Below are 21653 nucleotides of genomic sequence, written 5' to 3'. Positions count from 1 at the left end.
TTGCAATGGACTCAGTTGCAGTATCAATAGCAAGTGGAAGTAAATATAAAAATATTAATTTTTTTGATGTAATAAAAATTGCATTATTCTTTGGAATATTCCAAGGGCTAATGCCTTTACTTGGTTTTTTTATGGGAAATCTATTTGCTTCTTTTGTAGATAGTATTGACCATTATATTGCATTTATAATTCTTGTATATCTTGGATACAGAATGATACAAGAAGCAAGAGAAGATAATTTTGAAGATGAAGTAAAGGATTTAAAAAATAAAACTTTACTAATTTTAGCAATTGCTACAAGCATAGATGCTTTAGCTGTTGGTATTACATTTTCATTTAATGAAACAGATATATTATATGCAGTTTCTCTAATCACTGCTATTACTTTTGTTTTATGTGTAATAGCTGTTTATATTGGGAAGTTTTTAGGTGGTTTCCTAGAAGATAAAGCAGAATATCTCGGTGGAATAATATTAATAATCTTAGGGTTTAAAATATTATTAGAAGGAGTATCAGTTATATAAAATAAGATTTTATAAAAATATATAAAAGTTATTTATTGTTAATAATATGTATCATCTACCATTTAAAAGGTATTTAATTGGTATTTAAGAATTATTTTAATTTAGTATGTGCTACAATTTAAAAAAATAATTAAATAAAATTAAAATCCGATGGAAGTATTATGGAAAATGACTTAGAGTGTAGTTTTAAAAAAGAGTTTCTACAAGGTACAACTATTTTGTATGTAGAGAGTGATAAAAAAACAAGAACAGAAGCATTTGAAATATTTGATGGTTTTTTATCTAAAGTCATAGTGGCAGTAGATGGAATGGATGCCTTTGAAAAGTTTGTGGAATTTCAAAATGAGATAGATGTAATTTTAACAGATATTGATCTTGATAGAATGAATGGATTAGACCTTCTAAAAAAAATTAGAAAAGTAAATTGGGAAATTCCTGTTTTAATATCTACAGCTTTTGAAAATTCAGAATTATTGTTAAAGTTAATTAAATTGAATGTGACAAATTATATTGCTAAGCCTATGCAACTTAATACAACATTTAAAATTATTTCTTTATTAATGGAAGAGAAACAACGTAAATATGATGTTAAAAAACACGAGTATGAACTAAAACAGTTTATGTCTATATTAGATTCAATAAATCTAGTATGTGAGATTGCTTTAGATGGTTATATTACTTATGCCAATGATTTATATTTGATTACTTCTGAATATAATTTAGATGAACTTTGTCATATGAAACATAAAATGATAAGTGAAGAAGATTCTGGATTTAAAGATTTTGATGAAATGCAAAAAAGCACTTCAACTGGAAAAGTATGGAGTGGTGAACGTAAAAAGATTACAAAAAGTGGAAAAGTCTATTATACTTTTTCAATTATATTACCAATTGTTAATATAAAAGGTAAGATTGAAAAATATATAGAGTTTGCTACTTTAACAACAAAATATAAAAGTGAAATTTTGAAATTAAAAAAACATATAATTTCTATGAAAACAAACACTTTTAAAAATGATCAATTGAGTAAACATATAAAATCAGAATATGATGAGTTAGCTCATAAGTATCAAGAAAAAGAAGAATGTCATCTTAAACTTATTTGTGAATATCAAAAAAGAATAGATGATGGAGTAGATTGTGCTCAACAAACTCTTTGGGAATTAGAAAAAAGTAAAAAAAGAGTCCTTGAGTTAGAAGAAAAATTAATAGAACAAGAAAAAAGATTAGATAATTTTCAATCTTTTCATAGTGAAGAGATTGATAAGATAACAAGAAAATATACCCAGATTTAAAAGGAAAAAAATGGATAAGAAAGTTTTAATTTTATGTACAGGAAACTCTTGTAGAAGTATTATTGCTGAAGCACTTATAAATGCTAAATTAGACGGAATCTCTTCTGATTCATCAGGTGTAAAAGCAAGTGGTAGAGTAAACCCAAATGCAAAAGAGTTATTAACAAAAAAAGGTATTTGGAGTGATTCATATCATTCAAAAACTATTGATACAGTTATTGATAATAAATATGATTTAGTAGTAACTGTATGTGACCATGCAAATGAAACTTGTCCAATGTTCCCACAAGCAGTAAAAGTTATTCATGTTGGATTTGAAGATCCAGATGGAAAAGGTTTTGATGCCTTTGAAGATACATATTCTGAAATTGAAGAAGTATTACTTCCAAAAGTTATTGAGGCTTTAAAATAATGAAAATATTAAAAATATATGACCCAGCTATGTGTTGTCCAACTGGTGTATGTGGTACAGATGTTGATACAAGATTAGTTCAACTAGCAAACTTTTTAAATACACTTGATAAATCAAAATTTGAAGTGAATAGATTTGGACTTACTACTGAACCTGGTGAGTATGTAGCAAATTCTGAAGTTGCTAGAATATTAAAAGAAGAGGGTGTTGATTCTCTTCCTTTATTTTTTGTAGATGATGAACTTGTATTTTCAAAAGATTATCCATCAGTTCCACAATTAAGCTCAAAGCTTGGGCTAGCTTCTTTTGTAGCAAAATTCTAATATGAAAAATTTACTTTCAAAAATACCTCAATTTCTTTTCTTCACTGGAAAAGGAGGGGTTGGTAAAACATCTATGTCATGTGCTATATCTGTTGCCTTAGCTGATGAAGGTAAAAAAGTATTATTAATCTCAACTGACCCTGCATCAAATCTTGATGAGGTATTAAATACAAAATTAAAATCAACACCTGTTCAAGTAAATAAAGTGAATAACTTATTTGCAATGAATATTAATCCAGTTGTTGCTGCAAATGAATATAAAGAGAAAATGGTAGGGCCTTATAGAGGTATTTTACCTGCTGAAGCTATTAATCAAATGGAAGAGCAACTAAGTGGGGCTTGTACTGTTGAGATTGCAGGATTTAATGAGTTTTCAAAATATGTAGGAGATGAAGATATTGTTTCATCTTATGACCATATTATTTTAGATACTGCTCCTACTGGACATACTTTAAGACTTTTAGCATTACCTTCTGCTTGGAATGATTTTATTGCTGATAATCAAACTGGATCTTCTTGTTTAGGACCAGTATCTGGACTTTCTGAATATAAGAAACTATATGATAATGTAGTTGAGAATTTAAAAGATAAAGAAAAAACACTTCTTATTTTAGTTTCACGTGCTGAGAAATTATCACTTTTAGAAGCTAGTAATGCAAGTGATGAGTTAAAACAACAAGGTATGAAAAATCAACATTTAGTAATAAATGGAGTATTTAAAAGTACTGATGAAGATGAAATCTCAAAAGCTTTCTCTTTAAAATCAAAAGAAGCTATTTCTTCAATTTCTTCAAACCTACAAAACATAGATAACACAGAAATAGGTTTTTACCCAAATGGTGTTGTTGGCGTTAAAAGTTTAAGAAGTATAGTAGACGAAGAAATTGCAGGTGAATTTGAAGGGGTAAAAGAGGCTTTATCTTCTGCTTTAGAAATTTCACTTCATGGAGTTAATTCATGGGAAAATTTAATCAAATCTTTTGAAGCTGATAAAAGTGGTTTGATTATGACTATGGGAAAAGGTGGAGTAGGTAAAACTACTATTGCTTCTATGATTGCTTCAACTTTAGCTAAAAGAGGGCATAAAGTTACTCTTTCAACTACAGATCCAGCGGCACATTTAGAGTATATTCAACAAGACAATGAAAATCTAATTATTGAAAAAATTGACCCAAAAGTTGAAACTAAAAGACATGTTGATGATGTGATTTCTAAAAATGTGAATAAGTTAAGTGCTGATGATATGGCTTTATTAAAAGAAGAGTTAAGCTCTCCTTGTATTGAAGAGATAGCAATTTTTGAAGCCTTTGCTAAAACAGTTGCAAAAGCTACAGATAGATTTGTAGTACTTGATACTGCTCCAACTGGACATACTTTACTTTTACTTGATGCTTCAAGTGCATATCATAAAGAAGTTCTAAAAAATTCTAATAATGAAATTGGGGATGAATTAACATCATTAATTCCTAGAATTAAAGATAATAAATTTACTAAGATTTTATTAGTATCTCTTGCTGAAGCTACTCCTACTCATGAAGCAAAAGATTTACAAGATGATCTAAAAAGAGCTGGGATTACTCCTTTTTCTTGGGTTGTAAATAGAAGTTTTGCACTTACAAATAGTTCAAATAATCTTTTATGTCAAAAAGGTTTAAATGAATTAAAATATATAAATGAAATTAAAAATGATTTATCTTCAAATCTAGTTCTTTCACCTTGGATTGCTCAAGAAATTAATAATGAAGAGACTTTAAATAAACTAATATAATTTTTACAAAAATAAAGAGAATTTATTTTCTCTTTATTTTATAATATATGTTGATAAGTTCTTTGCTATAATTAATACAAGGTTTAGAAAAGGAAGAATAGTATGAAGACTTTGACTAAAAAAAGTATTAAAAAACAATTACTTCTTCCAATTTTAATCATTACTGTTGTTATGTCCATAATAATTTACAATTTCTTGATTGTAAAAAATGAAACTAATATTGTTTCTGCTACGGTAAGTCACTCTAAAAATAGTCTTATTCAATATAAATATCTAAGACAATATTATAATCATGAAATTGTAAGTGTCCTCTCAAAATACTCAAATGCTAAAATTGATATTTTTGCCCAAAGAAAAGAAGGTATGGTTCCTTTACCCGCTACTATGATGCAAGAACTAAGTACTTATATAAATAAACAAAACTCAGGAACATATGTTAAGTTCTATAGTAATTACCCTTTTCCTATTAGAGAACGGAGAGTATTAGATGACTTTGAGAAAGACTCTATTCCCTTTTTAGAAGAAAATAGAAATGAGGTCTTTTATAAAAGAGAAATTTATAAAGGTAAAGATAGTGTACGAGTTGCTATCCCTGATATATTTTCAACCCCTTCATGTGTGTCTTGTCATAATGCAATCGAGAGTTCTCCTAAACGTGATTGGAAATTAAATGATGTGGGTGGAATTCTAGAAATGGTTGTTTCTATAGAAGATATGGTTCTTGCAAATAAGAAAAATACATTGAATACCACTTTTATTATTTGTGCATTTCTAATTATTTTATTAGCTATGGTGTATCTTTTAATAAACAACAATATTTTAAGCCCTCTTAATAAAATCATCACCTATATAAGTAAAATAAAAAATGGGGATTTAGATAGTCAATTACAATTAAAAGAAAATAATGAACTAGATATTTTATCTTCAAATATAGATAGTATGAGATTAAGTCTAAAAGAGACAATAAATAATTTAGAGAGTACAAAAAATGAACTAGAAGATTCTAATACAGAGTTAGAAGTGTCTTTGGATAATCTCAAACAAACTCAAAAAAGATTAATAGAATCAGAAAAACTAGCTTCCTTAGGTGGTTTAGTTGCTGGAGTTGCCCATGAAGTTAATACTCCTCTTGGTGTGGGATTAACTGGTATTAGTCACTTTTTAAAAGTTACTGATGAGATAAAAATAAAATATGATAAAGATGAAATGACTCAAAAAGATTTTGAAGATTTTATTGAAGAGGGTCTAGAAATAGGAAATTTAATTTATTCAAATCTTAATAGAACAGCCTCTTTAATTAAAAGTTTTAAAAAAGTATCAGTTGCTCAAACAAATGATGAAAAACGAAGTTTCAATTTAAAGTCTTATTTTGAAGAAACAATTTTAAGTCTTAGTAATATTCTTAAAAAAACACAAATTGAAGTTGATATATTAGGGGATGATAATATTAGAATAAATTCATATCCGGGGGTATTTGCTCAGCTTCTTACGAACTTAATAATGAACTCTACAATTCATGCTTTTTGTGAAAAAAAGATAGGAAAAATTACTATTGAATGTAAAGAAAAAGATGGATATATTTTTATAATTTATAAAGATAATGGAAAAGGTATAAAAAAAGAAAATATTAATAAAATATTTGAACCTTTCTTTACTACAAAAAGAAATAAAGGTGGAACAGGATTAGGCTTGAATATTGTTTATAACCTTGTTAATTTAAGACTCTTTGGTAGAATTATTTGTAATAGTGAAGAAAATAATGGAGTTGAGTTTATTATAGAATTTAAGAAAATATAAACTCTTATAATTATAAATTTAATATAAATTATATTTACTAAAATTATCTATTTATTGTGGTATAGTTTCAAAAAACTATTTTAAAGAGTATATTTTGACAGAAGCTAGATTAGGACAAATTTACGCAATATTTGCATTTTTATTTTGGGGTGGAATCTCACCTATTTATTTCAAACAAGTAGCTTTAGTTGAGCCCATTGAAGTACTTATTTATAGAGTTATATTCTCATTTTTAACTCTTTTACCTTTTTTATTTTTTAAAAAAGAATTACAATCTTTTTTAATCACAATAGTTGATTTAAAAAAATTAAAATACTTATTCTTCTCAACCTTATTTGCTTCAACTAACTGGTTAATATTTATTTGGGCAATTTCAAATAATATGATTTTAGAGGCATCTTTGGGATATTATATTAATCCTTTGATTAATGTACTTTTAGGATTTTTATTTTTAAATGAAAGAATGACTAGAAATCAGAATATTGCAGTAGCCATTGCTTCATTAGCTGTAATTTATCAGTTTTTTGCCCTAGGACATATTCCTATTTTATCTTTATCTTTAGCTATAACTTTTGGATTATATGGGCTTATAAGAAAGAAAATCAACTTAGGTTCTATTACTGGATTATTCATAGAAGTACTTATTCTTCTTCCTTTCTCACTAATGTATTTACTTTATTTATTAAATACAGATGGAATTGCATTTATCCAAAATAGCACAGTTTATGTATCTTTTATGCTTACATTAACAGGTCTAATTACCGTAATACCTCTTCTTTTATTTAATGGAGCTGCACGAAGAATGAAACTAGCAACCTTAGGATTCTTCCAGTATATTGGTCCTACAGTTGCATTTTTGATTGCAGTATTTGTTTATAATGAAGAGTTTAACTTTGATAAGTTAGTTACTTTTGCTCTGATTTGGATAGCTTTACTTATCTTCTCATTAGATTCTTTCAAGAAAAAATCAAAATAATTTTGCCAAAAATATAAAAAGTAAAGAGTTCAACTCTTGACTTTTTATTTTTATTTATCTATACTTTTAAAAGTAAAGAGTTTAACTCTTAACTTTAAGGAATTAGAGAATGAAAATTATTGATGATAAAAATTACTATAAAATGAGTGAATTGGTTGAACAAACAGCTTTAAGCAACCATACAATCTCTTTTTATCATAAAAAAGGTCTATTACCAAATAGCCTAAGCACTTCAAAAAATATGAAATATTATCCAGAAATCACAATTACAGTATTAAATATGATCAAATACTTCAAAGACAATTTGAGTTTTTCAATTGATTATATTAAAGAATTATTTGACTATTACAATATAAATTTTGATGATAGAGCAGATTTAATTCTTCAATCAATACAAATGATTTCAAGTGAAATAAAAAATCCAATATCAAAAAAAGATTTATTAGATTTAAATGTTGAAGAAGCAATAAAATTAGATTTAATTGATGATAAAGAGATCTATTTTAAAACAGAAATAGAAGTTCTTAAAACATTTACTGAGCTTAGACGTTTTGATATTTCAATACAACTTATTAATGAATATGTACAAACAAGTAAAAAACTTGCTATGTTAGAGAGAGAACTTAGTTCAAAAGTATTAGAAAAAACTGGATTTTTACCTGAAATTTTAGTTTTAGATATTCTAAACTCTTTCAAACCATATATTTTTAATCGTCATACAATAGAAGAATTTAAGAAGGATATATAATGGGAAAATTAAAAGATAACCTAGGAAATATTGTTTTAATAAAATTTGCATTTTTATTTGTAGTTTTTTGTAATGCAGTTGTAGATGTATCACATAAAGTACTTTTACAAAACATAGCTTTTAAAATTTTTGATGGAAGTGAACAAGTTGTTTGGATTTCAATAATTAATGCAATGATTATTATTCCATTCTTACTTTTATTTACTCTAAGTGGTTATCTATCTGATAAATATAATAAGAAAGATATCCTAGTTTATGGGGCTATTTCATCATTTGTTTTATCTGTTTTAATGATATTTTCATATATGAGTGGAAACTTTTATTTAGCAATGTTCAATCTTGTATTATTAGCTGTTCAAAGTGCTATTTATTCCCCTGCAAAGTTCGGTATTATTCTTGATATTTGGGGTAAAAAAAACTTAGCAAAAGGAAACTCTGCATTACAAGCCATTTCAATTATTGCTATTTTATTTGGTATAGGTAGTGGATCTTTTTTCTTTGAGAGTTTTTATATATCAAATAATTTAGAAGCCCTTAGCAGCAAAGAAGCCTTACTTGATGCAACAATATCTTTAACTTATTATATTGCTCCTATTGCTTTATTAGAGATGTTAACTTCTATATTTATTTTAAGAAGAGTAAAAACTTCTTATGTGAAAAATGAAAAACTATCTTTAGATAAAAAAGAGTTCATTCAAGGTAAATTATTAGCCAAAAATATTCATACAATTTTCTCAAATAATACAATCTTCTTATCAGTTATTGGTTTATCAGTTTTCTGGGGAGTATCTCAAGGTTTAATGGCAGTATTCCCATCTTTTGCAAAACAGTATTTAGAAATCACAGATGTATTTGTAATTAATGGAGTATTAGCAGCTTCTGGAATTGGTATTGCTATTGGAGCAACTATTTATTCAAAAATATCAAAACACTATATTGAAGTTGGAACTATTCCAATTGCATCAATTGGTATGGCTGTAACGATTTATATTTCAACAATAGTTGAATCAGCATCTTTCCTTGCTCTTAGTTTTTTATTCTTTGGTATTTTTGGAGGATTATTCGTAGTTCCTTTAAATGCTTTAATTCAATTTAATGCTAAAAAAAGAATATTAGGTACAGTTTTAGCTGGAAATAACTGGTTCCATTCTCTTGCAATGTTCTTTATGCTTGCTTTAACAACAACAGTATCTTTATATAATTTAGATCCTAAAAATACTATTTATTTGATTTTATTTATTACTCTATTTGGAACAATTTATACAGTATATAAATTACCTCAATCAATGCTTCTATTATTTGTAAAATCAGTAGTTGGTTTAAAGTATAAATTAGAAGTAGATGGAGTAAAAAATATTCCAGCAAGTGGAGGAGTATTATTACTTGGTAATCATGTATCTTGGATTGATTGGGCTGTAATTTTAATGGCAAGTCCAAGGGAAGTGAAATTTGTAATGCATAAACCTATTTATGATAAGTGGTATCTAAATTGGTTACTAAAAATGTTCAAAGCTATTCCTATTTCAGGTGCTTCTAGTAAATCAACTATTAAAACTATTGCAAAAGAATTAGATGAAGGTAATATGGTTGTAGTATTTCCAGAAGGTTCAATTACAAGAAATGGTCACTTAGGAGAGTTTAAAAAAGGTTTTGAATTAATTCTTGCTATGACAAAGAATGATGTAAAAGTAGTGAATTTTTATATTAGAGGTTTATGGGAATCGATGTTCTCAAGAGCTAGTAAAAAGTTCAAAAAATCATATAGAACAAACAGCGTTACAGTGTCTTTTTCAAAAGTTATGAAAAAAGAGAACGCAAATGTAATTACAGTGAAAAATGAAGTAGTAAATTTATCTGCTAAATCATGGAAAAATCATATTGAAAACTTAGATACTTTAAGTGAAACAATCTTTGATAGATTAAAAGAAGTATCAGGGGATATGATTTTTGCTGATTCAACTGGCTTAGAGTTATCAGGAAATAAATTTTTAACAGTTTCAATTCTTTTCAAAGACTTACTAAAGCCAAGAGTTAAAGGTCAAAATATTGGATTATTACTTCCTTCAACTGCTGCTGGGGCTTTTATAAATTATTCTACTTTAATGTTAGGAAAAACAGTTGTTAATCTAAACTATACAGCCGAGATAAAGTCATTAAAAGAAGCTATAAATAAAGCGGAAGTTCAAACAATAGTTGCTTCTTCTAAGTTTGTAGAAAAACTAGAAACAAAAGGTATTGATTTAAAAGAGATATTAGAGTTAGTTGATGTGATTTATGTAGAAGATTTAAAAACTCAAATTTCAAAAATAAAAGGTTTAACAACACTTTTATCTGTGAAGTTTTTACCAAGTTTTATTCTAAAATCTATTCATTTAAAACCAATAAAAAAAGATGATACAGTTGTGATTTTATTCTCATCAGGTAGCGAAGGCTCTCCAAAAGGTGTAGAGTTATCAAGTGATAATATTGTAGGAAATTCTCAACAAATTGCTGCAATTTTAAATGTAACTAATAATGATACTCTAGTTGGCTCATTACCAATATTCCATGCCTTTGGTATTACTGTAACTACTTTTTTACCTTTGATTGAAGGTATCAAATGTGTGGCTCATCCAGACCCTACTGATGGCCTAGGAATAGGGCAGTTAGTTCATAAATATAAAGCAACAATTATGACAGGAACATCAACATTTTATAGGTTATATACAAAGAATCCTAAAGTACATCCTTTAATGTTTGAGACTTTAAGATACACAGTTGCTGGAGCTGAGAAGTTAAGAGATGATGTTAGAGCTGAGTTTAAAAAGAAATTTGGAAAAGATATTCTAGAAGGATATGGAGTTACAGAGACAACACCAGTTGCTTCGTGTAATTTACCAAATGTATTAGCTCCTGATTATTCACTTCAAGTAGGAACACAAGTAGGAAGTGTAGGTATGCCAATCCCTGGAACAAAAGTAAAAATTATTGACCCAGATACTCACAAAGAGTTAGAAACAGGTGAGGAAGGAATGATTGTAATTTCTGGTATTCAAGTAATGAAAGGTTACTTAAAAGATAAAGAAAAAACATCACAAGTTCTAATCAAAATAAAAGGGCAAACTTTTTATATTACAGGAGATAAGGGTAAGCTTGATTCTCATGGCTTTTTAACTATTGTAGATAGATATTCAAGGTTTGCTAAACTTGCAGGTGAGATGGTGAGTTTAGGAGCAATTGAGTCTAGAATCTCAAAACTTATTATTAGTGATGAAGAAGAGAATGAAATTGACTTTATCACTACAACCCTAGAAGATGATAAAAAAGGTGAAAAAGTTGTTTTATTAATTTCAGGAATTAAAGAAGATGAGATTTCAAGATTAAAAGAAAAAATGATTGAGACATTTGATAATAAATTAATGATTCCAAGTATTATAAAAATAGTTGAGGATATTCCAAAATTAGGAACAGGAAAAAAGAATTTTAAAGAAGCTAATACTCTTGCAAAATCTTTAGTATAAAATAAAGCAGAATTTATTCTGCTTTATCTTTTGAACAAATTAGATTCACTATCTCTTCTTGTTTTGAACAGAAATTTCCATTCTTTTCAATAAGTAATAAATCCCTCGCATAACCTTTTAGAGTATGAAGTTTTGCAGTTTCAATCTCTATTCCAAAGTCATCAAAAATCTTAGCCATAAAAGCAAATAAGCCTTTTTGATCTTTAGCTTTTATTTGCATAGAAGCTAGGTAAGTTGTATGGTTACAATTGATTTTGATATTTTCTTCTTTTATTACTGGTGTAATAAGTTTTGTTGTTTTACTCATATCAAATGAGTTTTCAATAATCTCTTTGATATATAAAATATCATCTGCATCTACTTTTTCACTAAAACTAATTTCAAAAGCTTTTTTATCATCATAAAGTTTGAAAATATTTAAATTTGAAATATTTAAAAACTCTAATTTCCCTAATAAATACCCTAAATTTAAAGGAACATTTCTAATAATTCTAATAGTTAAATGTTTTTCATTAATTATCTTATAAATATAATCATTTACATCTTTTGCTTTAATAGCAATATCTAAAATATCTTCAGCTTTTAATCGTAAGAAAATCTGATTTGAAGAAATATACATTATCTTTCTTTTTATCTGATTTGGTAAGGCTTTGTATCTGCTAAGATTTTTAATTGTATTTTGTTTTGCAACTCTTCTTGCACTTTCATTTAATAACTCTTCATTCTCAAATGCAGGAAGTGAATTTGTATAAAGTTGTTTTAAAAGAGATGACATTGAACTATTAAAGATATTTTTCCCAACAGCTGAAACATCACAGTATGTAACTACATATAACATCTTAAGTGCTATTGGAGATTTTATTAATCCTGTAAAATTTAGAATAGTTTTTTCAGAGTATATATCTTCGTGTGTTGCCACATAAGACATCATATTATGGTACCTAACTAATCTAGCTCCTACTCTAATATGTTTCTCTTCAAAGCCTAATTCTTGTAGCGTTGTCTTAAATAGTTTTTCACCAATTATATGATGATCTGCTGTTCTTCCTTTTCCTATATCATGGAAAAGTGCTGCTAGTCTTGTAATGGTTTTTTGATTTGGACTTAATGATTCAAAAATACTTCTTATATATTCATCTTCAATATTATGTGCAAATTTTAAAGTTTTAATTGAATGAACATCTGTTGGGTGTTGATGGTATCCATCAAACTGAGGTTGATTCATTATTAGTTTACTATTAGGAATAATTATCCCTAATAAATTTGCATTATAAAGTAGTTTTATAACTGGGTATAAAGACTTCTTAAATAACATAGATTTAATATTTTTTCTTAATTCTTGTGTTTGTACTTTTGGTATTTTTGCTTTACTTGCATAATAAATATATGATCTATCAAATCTAGTTACGACAGCTGGTAAAGAAATAAGTTCCTTTAATAAAGCATTTAATGTTTTTGGTTTTGCATGAAATGAAGTATATAAAGTATTGCCAACAATAAATAAGTCTTTTTTAAATCTATTATTTTTAAGTTCTTTGATATTCTTATTTTCAAAAAGTACACTTCTTGTAAACTTCTTAATCATAGTTGCTGTAAAGCTATGAACAATATGTAAACATGATAGAAGTTTTGCCATACATTGACGCTCTTTTGGATATCTAGGAGTATCTTTAAATACAAGTTTTGTACTTAAATCAGGCAAAATATCAAAAGTAACTTGATCTTGTTTTTTTCTAGCAATATTATGTAAAGCATTTCTAACTCTAAAAATAAACTCTAAAGCTTGTCTATATAATTTGAATTCTTCTTCTGTAAACTCTTTACCAATTAGATGTTTTGTATCTCTAATTCCATAAAGAACATTTGCCATCCAATACATCATATTTGATTCTCTAATTCCACCAAAACCATCTTTGACATTTGGCTCCATTTTTAGAGGATATTTTAGAAGTCGGTCTTTGTGTTCTTGAAGTTTTTCTAATACAAAATCTTTTTGATTTGTTTTTCTAATTTGATTTAGAATATTTTCATATCCAAACCATAAATATTTTGAACCAAAAATTAGTCTTGACTCAATGATTGAACTTTTGATAGTAATATCTTCTTTTACACCCTCAGCTACTTCTTTTAATTCATGTACCCTAGAACCTAGTTTTAGCCCACAATCCCAAGCAAGAGTAATAAACTCTTCCATGATTTCTTTTAGGTTGTAACCTTTGATGTCTTCGTATAAAATCATAATATCAATATCAGAATAAATACAAAGCTGTTCTCTTCCATATGAACCTAAAGCTACTAATGAAATAGGAATAGATGTACTCATTGGTTGATATGAACCAAAGTTCTTTCGTAAGATATATTTATAAAGTTGGATTAAAAATTTATCAGTATGTTTTGTATGTTTTATAAAAAAATCTTTACCACCTGTTGTTTCAAAGGTAGTATCGATTGAGTTTACATAATTTTTAAAGTAAGTTTTAAAAACCTTAGATATCTCAAAGTCTGTTGCATTGTTTGAGATAAGTTCTTCTATTTGTATATTTAATTCGCTCATAATAACTCTTTATGAATATCTAATTTCTTTCTTAATGTAATTCTATTAAGCCCTAGGTGTTTTGCCACTTGAACTTGTGATTTATATTTTTTTGTTGAAGCTTTTATTAATGGTACTTCAAATAAATATAATAAATCTTTATAAGAGTTTTCACCTTCTAAATGTTCACTTAGGTATCTCTCTAAAAACATTAGAATTTCTTCTTCTCCAATAGTTTCAAATAGGTAAGAAAAATATATTGATTTTCTTAAACTATGTGCATTATTTGAAATGTTAGTAATAAGTTTTGCATTTGCTACTGTTTGCATATCAAGTGTTTTACTAGCTTCATTTGAAAATTTTTGTATTAATAGTTTTGTATCATTTTCTCTTTTATATAAATCAGGAATTTCAAGATTAATTGAAAATATATCTTTGATTTTTTGATTTAATATATTTGTAGTTGAGATAGCAATTACTCTAATACTATTATCATTTATCCATTCTAAAAATAAATTAATGTTACTTATTTCTTCAATTCTTTCAATAATTATTGCATCATTTTGTAAATTAATTGCATCATCTTTAATATCTTGTTGAAGGATTTTTGCATCATAAATTTTTGAATTTGGTAATATATATTTTGCTAGGGATTTTTTCCCTACACCTAATGAACCAATAATTAGTGCATTAACATTTACTGCCTGTAATAATTTTGCTGAATTCAGTATTTCTTTTGAAATTTCATCTTGCGCGATGTAATCTTGCATATTTTTTAACCTTACTTAATATAAAGATATTATACAAAAAATTGTCTATATCTGAATTATACTGTATAAAATTAAGAGATTTTTTTTTAATTGTATATAAAATAACCAAATATTTATATTATTTATAAATGGATAATTTTTTATTTGACTTCTATGCTTATTGTATGTAAAATGTATAATTAAATTATATTTTGAAAAGAACATGCTATGAGAAAGAACCTATATAGAATCCCTACAATTATTACTTTTGCCATTATTACTATTTTGGCATTTTCTATGACAACTAATTATATTTATAAAAAAGAGAACCAATTATTAGACAAAAAATATACAAATCATTCTTCAAATATTCAAGATAAAATCAATTCCCTAATTCTAAAAAAGAAAAATGCAACTTTAGCTTTAACAATAACATTAGCAGATAATAAAAATATATTAGATATTGCTACAAATAATTTAAGAAATGATGAATTAAACAAACTATCATTACTTCTTAGAAAAGAAACAGATTTTAAAAATGTGTGGTTTCAAGTAATTAATAAAGATGGAGTATCTATACATAGATCATGGTCAGAAAAAAGAGATGATGTAATATCAAAAGTTAGACCAGATTTACAAGAGATGTTAAAAAATCCCAAAATAAAAAGTACTGTAAGTGTAGGGAAATATGATATTACTTTTAAAGCAATGGTACCAATATATAATAACAATGAATTTGTAGGAATCATAGAATCAATTACACACTTTAACTCTATTTCAAGAGGTCTTAGATTATCTGATAATTTAGAACCAATAGTTATTATTGATGAGAAGTATACAAAGCAGTTAAAAGAAAATGCCTTTACAAAGATTTTTTTACAGAATCATTATGTAGCAAACTTGTCTGTTAATAAAGAGCTTCTAGACTATTTGAGAACTCAGGATTTAGAGAGTTTTTTAAGTATAGAAAAATATAAAATTGATAAAGATAAATTAGTAGTAAATACTCCTATTACTTACGGAGATAAGGTATTTGGTAGTTTTTTAGTATTCAAATATTTAGATAGAATTGATACTTCATATATTAAAGAATACAAACAAAATGCTTTTTTATATTTAGGACTTTTTGTAATTTTATTAGGTCTTATTTTGTATATTATTAGTTACTACCTTTATTCAAAAGAGTTAAAAAAACTATATAAAAGATTAAGAAACAATCAAAAAGAGTTAAATAAACTAAATAGTTCTTTACAACAGACAGTTGATGATGAAGTTAACAAAAACTACGAAAAAAATAAAATGCTTTTCCAACAAAGTAAAATGGCAGCAATGGGTGAGATGATTGGTAATATAGCCCATCAATGGAGACAGCCTTTATCAGTTATTACAACAGCCGCAACTGGAATGAAACTAAAAAAAGAAATAGGTATTTTAAATGATCAAGAGTATGATGAATCAATGGATATGATTGTAAATTCTGCTAATTATTTATCAAGTACTATTGAAGATTTTAGAAACTTCTTCTCTCCTAATAAAAACAAAAATATTTTTAATTCAGAAGAGTTAATAGAAAAAGTATTCACTTTAATTCAATCAGAGTTTAATACTAAAAATATAGTTGTTGTTACAAATATTTATGATTTTGAAGTATTTACTTATGAAAATGAGTTATTACAAGTACTAATTAATCTATTAAATAATGCACGAGATGAGTTAATAAATGTAGAAGATTACGATAGTAGATTTATATTTATGGATTTTTATGAAAAAGATGAAAATGCAATTATCAAAATAAAAGATAGTGCAGGGGGAATCCCAAGTGATATTATTGACAGAATTTTTGAACCGTATTTTACAACAAAACATCAATCTCAAGGTACAGGAATAGGACTATTTATGAGTGAAGAGATTATCTCTAAACATATGAATGGGGAAATAAGTGTTGATAATGAAACTTACGAGTATAAAGACAAAACCTATACCGGAGCTGCCTTTACTTTAAGTATTCCAATGAATGATAAAACTATTTAGTCTTTTTACTTGAGAAGTGAATAAACACTGTAAGTGAAACTAATATTAATGCAATACCTGCAATTAAATAGAAAGCATTTATCATTTTCTCATAATCATTAATTGCAATTTTAAATACAACAATAAGTGCTTCAATAGATAAAGCAATAATAATCGTACTTAAAAACTTCGTTAATATCTTAGTCTCAACTTTTGAATTTTTAGAATAAGATTTGAAAAATACCTCTTGTTCTAGTATTGTTTTTGCTAAGTCAAATATGGCAATACTAAGAGTTAAAGCAATAATAGGTTTAAATATCATCTCTAAAGATATAGTGCTTTTTGCAAATACATAATAAACAAAATCATATAATGAAAATGCAATAGTTACCATTGCTAAAATCATCATAGAAAAACCAGCAAATACATAAAAACCTTTTGTTAAAGAGTGAAAAGGTTTATTAAGTTCAAGTAAATTTAGTTTCTCAAGTAAAATATCAATTCTGAAATCTAAGAAAATAATCTCATCACCTTCTTTTATTGTCACTGTAACACAGTTGTTTCTAGTCGCTATAGAAATATAAGGAGTAGAGAAAGCAATATTGTCATCTTTAAATTCTAATTTTGAGATAAGGTAAGACCTATTTTTGTCTTTTGCTTCTTCATCTACTTTTGTTCTATAGTAGTTTGCTGTACTTTGTATTTTTGTATCTTTGTTTGTAAAATAAATTAATTCAAGTGAGGGAAATAAATTAAAAAGTTTTGAAAACTCACTCTCTTTATGGGGTGTTAATTCTCCAAGGTTTCTAATACTCTCTTGTAAAAAAAATTCAATTTCTTCTTGGTGTTGTTTGTAGGTTTCTATGAATTCTTTCATATTTTTATCCTGTAATGATTTTTATTATTATACTACTTTGAAAAAAATATTGGTAGTTGTAGATGGTTAGTTTTTAGACAGTTGGTTATTTCTTATATATAATAGAATTTATGATAAAATAATAATAATTAACTATATAAATAAGGGGTATAATGTATTTAGTTTATACAGATGAAACAGGAACAAATAATAATAGTAATGTAGTATTTTCAATGTATGGAGGTCTTGTTGTTCATGAATCAAGTGTTTTAAAATTTGAAATGCAAATTACTGAAATTGTACAAGAATTTTTAGGATTTGATAATATGCTTTTGGTGGAAGTTCACTTTACTGAAATATTTAATTATTTATTTTTAAATAAAAAACCTACTAATAAATCAAAGATTAAGTATTTTGATGAAGAAGTTCTTCCTTTAATAAGAACAAAAGTAAAAGAAGATTTAATTCAATTTGTTGATGAATTATTTCAATTGATTTCAAAAGCAAATATTCCTTTCCTATATATGTGTATAGATAAAAGAGAGGACTTTCATAAAAGTCACTATTTAGATAATGAAGAAATAAGTCATAATGCGTATGCTTTTAAAGGATTTCTTAATATATTAGATAGATTTTTAACTCAGAAACAAGAAATGGGTTTACTAATTGCAGATGACTTTGCAAATCAAATACCTAAGAACTTAAAAAAATTATCAAATATTGATATATTAAAAGATGAAACAATTAAAGCTAATCCTAATGTAAAAGAAATAGTTTATAAAAGAGTTTTAGCTGAATCGTTAGTGTGGAAAAATAAGTTTTTAAACGGTTCGATTTCTAGTAATACTATTGCACCATTAAAATATAAGTTTGAATCTAATAGTTTTAATATTATTGATAATATAAATTTTGTTTCTTCAAAAGATTCTATTTTAAATCAAGTTAGTGATATATTATTGTATGTATTAAGAAGGATAAAAGAATATAATAGTGATAAATCTAAATATTCTCATCTAGAAGATTTCTGTAAAAATAAAGATTTAATAAATACTATTAATTTTTTATATGAAATAAATATAATTATCGAAGGGCAAACAGATATTGAAAATGAAGTAATTGATATCGCATTAATGAATAAATTTGAATAAAATGAAGAGTAGCAATGGTTAAGCACCTTATTGCATGAGCTGCAACTGCTACTTTCATTTCTATTATAATGAAATTATAATAGAAAGTCAAGAATTATTATTTTATAAAGTGATAAAAACTGTATGATTCTCTATCTTACTTTTATAAATATTAGTACAACCGCTATCACTTCCTAAAGCTTCTCCATTTTTCAAATCAATATCCCAGTTATGCATAGGGCAAGTTACATTTGTACCATGTACTAATCCTTCACTTAGTTTCCCTTGTTTATGGGGACATTCATTATTAATAGCAAAGATTGAACCATCTCTTGTTTTAAAAATAGCTATTTCTATTTCACCATAATGAACTACTCTCGAACCCATTGATGGGATATGCTCAACTTCTATGATTTTAGTCCAACTTGCCATTATACTCTCTCCTTTGCTTCGAAACTTTCTGAATTTTCTGGGGCTATTACAATTGGGCTAAACTCTTTAGTAAAGCCATCTTTTCTTGATTGTTCCCATGGGTCAACTTGTGCTGATTCTTGTGAAATATCAAATCTCTTTGCACAAGCATCTAAGTTTGCTTTGTCTTTTAATAAAGCATCTTTTACGTACTCTAATCCAACTCTTTCAACCCAATGGGCAGTTCTCTCAAGATAGTAGGCATCTTCTCTATAAAATTGCATAATTGCTTTGATATAGTGAAACAGTTCTTCATCTGTTTCTACTTTTGTGAAGAAGTCAGTAACACGAACTTTGATACCACCATTACCCGCAATATGTATTTCCCATCCAGAATCAACAGCGATAACACCAATATCTTTGATAGTAGCTTCCGCACAGTTTCTTGGACATCCTGATACTGCGATTTTGAATTTATGAGGAGTCCATGAACCCCAAGTCATTTTTTCAATATCCACACCCATTTGCATAGAATCTTGAGTTCCGAATCTACACCATTGATTTCCTACACAAGTTTTAACAGTTCTTAATCCCTTGGCATAAGCTTGACCAGATACAAAACCTGCATCATTTAAATCTTTCCACATAGGTTCTAACTGCTCTTTTTTCACACCTAACATATCAAGTCTTTGACCTCCTGTGAACTTTACAGTTGGAACATCATATTTCACAGCAATATCTGCCATGTCTTTTAACTCTTGTGGAGATGTTAATCCTCCCCAAATTCTAGGAACTACAGAGTAAGTACCATCTTTTTGGATATTTGCAAAAACTCTATCGTTTATAAGAGCTGATCTTTTATCATTTTTGTATTTAACATCATTGTATTTCACTAATAAGTAGTAGTTAATAGCCGGACGACATTTGATACATCCATCATCAGTTTTCCACTCTAGTTTTTTGAATACATCATAAACATTATCAAAGTCATTTGTATCTATACATTCTTTGATAACTTTATGTCCAACATCACAACAATCACAAATACCCTCTACTGTGTCATTGTATTCATCACCTAAAGTATTCACTAGTATTTGCTCAACAACGCCAAGACAAGAACCACATGAAGCTCCTGCTTTTGTACACTGTTTTACATCACCTAGAGTTTTTAGGTCTTGCTCTTTAATTGCCTTTGTAACACAGCCTTTTGTAACTCCATTACAACCACAGATTTCTTCATCATCTGCCATTGCTGAAATATCATCACCACCATGACCTGTATCACCTGAAAGTGCTGATTTTCCAAATAAGATTTTTGTTCTTAAATCACTAATATCTGTATGCTCTTTTAGTAGTTTTAAATACCACGAAGCATCTGCTGTATCACCATAAAGTACAATACCTATGATTTTATCTTGGTAGATTACAAGTTTTTTATAAACTCCTACTTTCTCATCAAGTAAGATTAGCTCTTCTGTAGTTTCATCCCCTAGATAATCTCCTGCTGAGAATAAATCTACCCCTGAGATTTTAAGTCTAGTAGAAAGTGTAGAGCCTGTATATCCATTGCTGTCTTTCTCTGCTAGTTTTTTAGCACAAAACTTTGCTTGTTCATATAGTGGAGCTACTAATCCATAAGTATTTCCCTTATGTTCTGCACACTCTCCAATAGCGAAGATGTTTTTATCTGATGTTTGAAGATGGTCATTTACTAAAATACCTTTTTTTGTATCTAGTCCTGCCTCTTTTGCTAGTGCTGTATTTGGAACAATTCCCGTAGCAAATACTACGATATTTGACTCTACAGTTTGTCCATCTGTGAAAGTTACACGCTCAACTTTACTTTTACCTTCAATTTTTTCAATAGTAGTATTTAGTTTGAACTCTATTCCGTAAGATTCTAGATTTTTTTGAAGAAGTCTTCCTCCCGTACGGTCTAGCTGTTGGCTCATGATTGAGCCACTTCTATGAACTAAAATAGTTTTAATTCCATGCATTGCAATACCATAAGCTGCTTCAAGTCCTAGAAGACCACCACCTACAACTACTGCTGTTTTATCCTTAGATATTAAATCCAAGATAGTATCACTATCTAGTTTTGTTCTAAAGCCAATAACATTTTCTAAATCACTTCCAATTGTGTGAGGTATGAAAGAGTTTGAACCCGTAGCTATTAGTAATTTGTCATAAGGTAGCTCCTTACCACTCTCACTTATTACTTTTTTATCTTCTTTATTGATTTTGATTACTTTATCACCTTTGTGTAAAGTGATGTTGTGTTCATCGTACCAAGTTTGGTGATTGATGATAGTATCTTCAAAAGTTTTTTCACCTGATAATAGATAAGATAACATGATTCTATTATAATTTAAGTGTGGCTCCTCACCAAAAATCGTAATATCATATTTATCTTTTTGTATATCAAACAAATCCTCAATGGTTCGTAAACCACTCATTCCGTTCCCAATAACTATTAGTTTCTCTTTCATAAGTCTTCCTTCTTACTCTTATGTAATTATTATGGCAGATAGGAAGAATTTGTGAGGAGTAAAGATGTATATAAAATACTCAATCTTAATATTCAATTAATTTACTTTATATATTTAATTGTAGTAATGCAAATA

At 27.2% G+C, this 21653-nt stretch carries 16 protein-coding genes; 11 read left to right on the top strand and 5 right to left on the bottom strand.

What is annotated here, in order from left to right; genetic code table 11:
- Positions 1-5: 5 nt before the first annotated feature.
- The 9 genes from ALEK_RS15940 to ALEK_RS15900 all read left to right on the top strand — a co-directional run bounded on the left by ALEK_RS15940 (position 6) and on the right by ALEK_RS15900 (position 11343).
- Complete coding sequence (locus ALEK_RS15940; RefSeq protein WP_197950425.1) at positions 6-524, top strand: manganese efflux pump MntP; 519 nt, start codon at positions 6-8, stop codon at positions 522-524.
- 161 nt (positions 525-685) lie between these two features.
- Positions 686-1819 carry a response regulator gene (locus ALEK_RS15935; RefSeq protein ID WP_071628088.1) on the top strand — a complete coding sequence of 378 codons (1134 nt, stop codon included), beginning with the start codon at positions 686-688 and terminating at the stop codon, positions 1817-1819.
- 10 nt (positions 1820-1829) lie between these two features.
- The gene (locus ALEK_RS15930) at positions 1830-2231 is read left to right on the top strand and encodes an arsenate reductase ArsC (protein WP_071628087.1); all 402 of its coding nucleotides are present in this window, start codon (positions 1830-1832) and stop codon (positions 2229-2231) included.
- A complete protein-coding gene (gene arsD / locus ALEK_RS15925; RefSeq protein ID WP_071628086.1) occupies positions 2231-2554 on the top strand; it encodes an arsenite efflux transporter metallochaperone ArsD in 324 nt (107 codons plus the stop codon). Before ALEK_RS15930 ends, arsD begins: the two co-directional genes overlap by 1 nt.
- 1 nt (position 2555) lies before the next feature.
- The gene (arsA, locus tag ALEK_RS15920) at positions 2556-4322 is read left to right on the top strand and encodes an arsenical pump-driving ATPase (protein WP_071628085.1); all 1767 of its coding nucleotides are present in this window, start codon (positions 2556-2558) and stop codon (positions 4320-4322) included.
- 102 nt (positions 4323-4424) lie between these two features.
- Positions 4425-6119: an ATP-binding protein gene (locus ALEK_RS15915; RefSeq protein WP_071628084.1), complete on the top strand. Its 1695-nt coding sequence runs from the start codon at positions 4425-4427 to the stop codon at positions 6117-6119.
- A 94-nt stretch (positions 6120-6213) separates the two neighbouring features.
- Positions 6214-7095 carry an EamA family transporter RarD gene (gene rarD / locus ALEK_RS15910; protein WP_071628083.1) on the top strand — a complete coding sequence of 294 codons (882 nt, stop codon included), beginning with the start codon at positions 6214-6216 and terminating at the stop codon, positions 7093-7095.
- 109 nt (positions 7096-7204) lie between these two features.
- Positions 7205-7843 (top strand): MerR family transcriptional regulator, encoded by a 639-nt coding sequence (locus ALEK_RS15905; RefSeq protein WP_071628082.1) that lies wholly within the window; start codon positions 7205-7207, stop codon positions 7841-7843.
- Positions 7843-11343 carry an acyl-[ACP]--phospholipid O-acyltransferase gene (locus ALEK_RS15900; protein ID WP_071628081.1) on the top strand — a complete coding sequence of 1167 codons (3501 nt, stop codon included), beginning with the start codon at positions 7843-7845 and terminating at the stop codon, positions 11341-11343. Before ALEK_RS15905 ends, ALEK_RS15900 begins: the two co-directional genes overlap by 1 nt.
- Positions 11344-11356: 13 nt before the next feature.
- Here the strand turns inward: ALEK_RS15900 and ALEK_RS15895 are convergent, their stop codons facing one another.
- Positions 11357-13897, bottom strand: a complete 2541-nt coding sequence (locus ALEK_RS15895) for a [protein-PII] uridylyltransferase family protein (protein ID WP_071628080.1) — start codon at positions 13895-13897, stop codon at positions 11357-11359.
- Positions 13894-14646 (bottom strand): DNA-binding transcriptional regulator Fis, encoded by a 753-nt coding sequence (locus tag ALEK_RS15890; RefSeq protein ID WP_071628079.1) that lies wholly within the window; start codon positions 14644-14646, stop codon positions 13894-13896. The genes ALEK_RS15895 and ALEK_RS15890 overlap by 4 nt, the downstream gene beginning before the upstream one ends.
- 207 nt (positions 14647-14853) lie before the next feature.
- Between ALEK_RS15890 and ALEK_RS15885 the strand changes: the two genes are divergently transcribed.
- Positions 14854-16656 (top strand): sensor histidine kinase, encoded by a 1803-nt coding sequence (locus ALEK_RS15885; protein WP_071628078.1) that lies wholly within the window; start codon positions 14854-14856, stop codon positions 16654-16656.
- On the opposite strand, the gene ALEK_RS15880 is transcribed toward ALEK_RS15885, so the two are convergent.
- A complete protein-coding gene (locus tag ALEK_RS15880; protein WP_071628077.1) occupies positions 16649-17512 on the bottom strand; it encodes a hypothetical protein in 864 nt (287 codons plus the stop codon). The genes ALEK_RS15885 and ALEK_RS15880 overlap by 8 nt on opposite strands.
- A 152-nt stretch (positions 17513-17664) precedes the next feature.
- On the opposite strand from ALEK_RS15880, the gene ALEK_RS15875 reads away from it, so the two are divergent.
- Positions 17665-18639: a DUF3800 domain-containing protein gene (locus ALEK_RS15875; RefSeq protein ID WP_071628076.1), complete on the top strand. Its 975-nt coding sequence runs from the start codon at positions 17665-17667 to the stop codon at positions 18637-18639.
- A 102-nt stretch (positions 18640-18741) separates the two neighbouring features.
- On the opposite strand, the gene nirD is transcribed toward ALEK_RS15875, so the two are convergent.
- Entirely contained in the window at positions 18742-19050 is a 309-nt protein-coding gene (nirD, locus tag ALEK_RS15870) for a nitrite reductase small subunit NirD (RefSeq protein WP_071628075.1), read from the bottom strand.
- Positions 19050-21518, bottom strand: coding sequence for a nitrite reductase large subunit NirB (nirB, locus tag ALEK_RS15865; RefSeq protein WP_071628074.1), 2469 nt, complete (start codon positions 21516-21518; stop codon positions 19050-19052). Before nirB ends, nirD begins: the two co-directional genes overlap by 1 nt.
- Positions 21519-21653: the final 135 nt, after the last annotated feature.

Origin of the sequence: Poseidonibacter lekithochrous, assembly GCF_013283835.1 — a bacterium.
Classification (GTDB): Bacteria; Campylobacterota; Campylobacteria; order Campylobacterales; family Arcobacteraceae; genus Poseidonibacter; species Poseidonibacter lekithochrous.
Note: the sequence above shows the minus strand (reverse complement) of the source record. Positions and strands in the feature narration are given on the sequence as shown.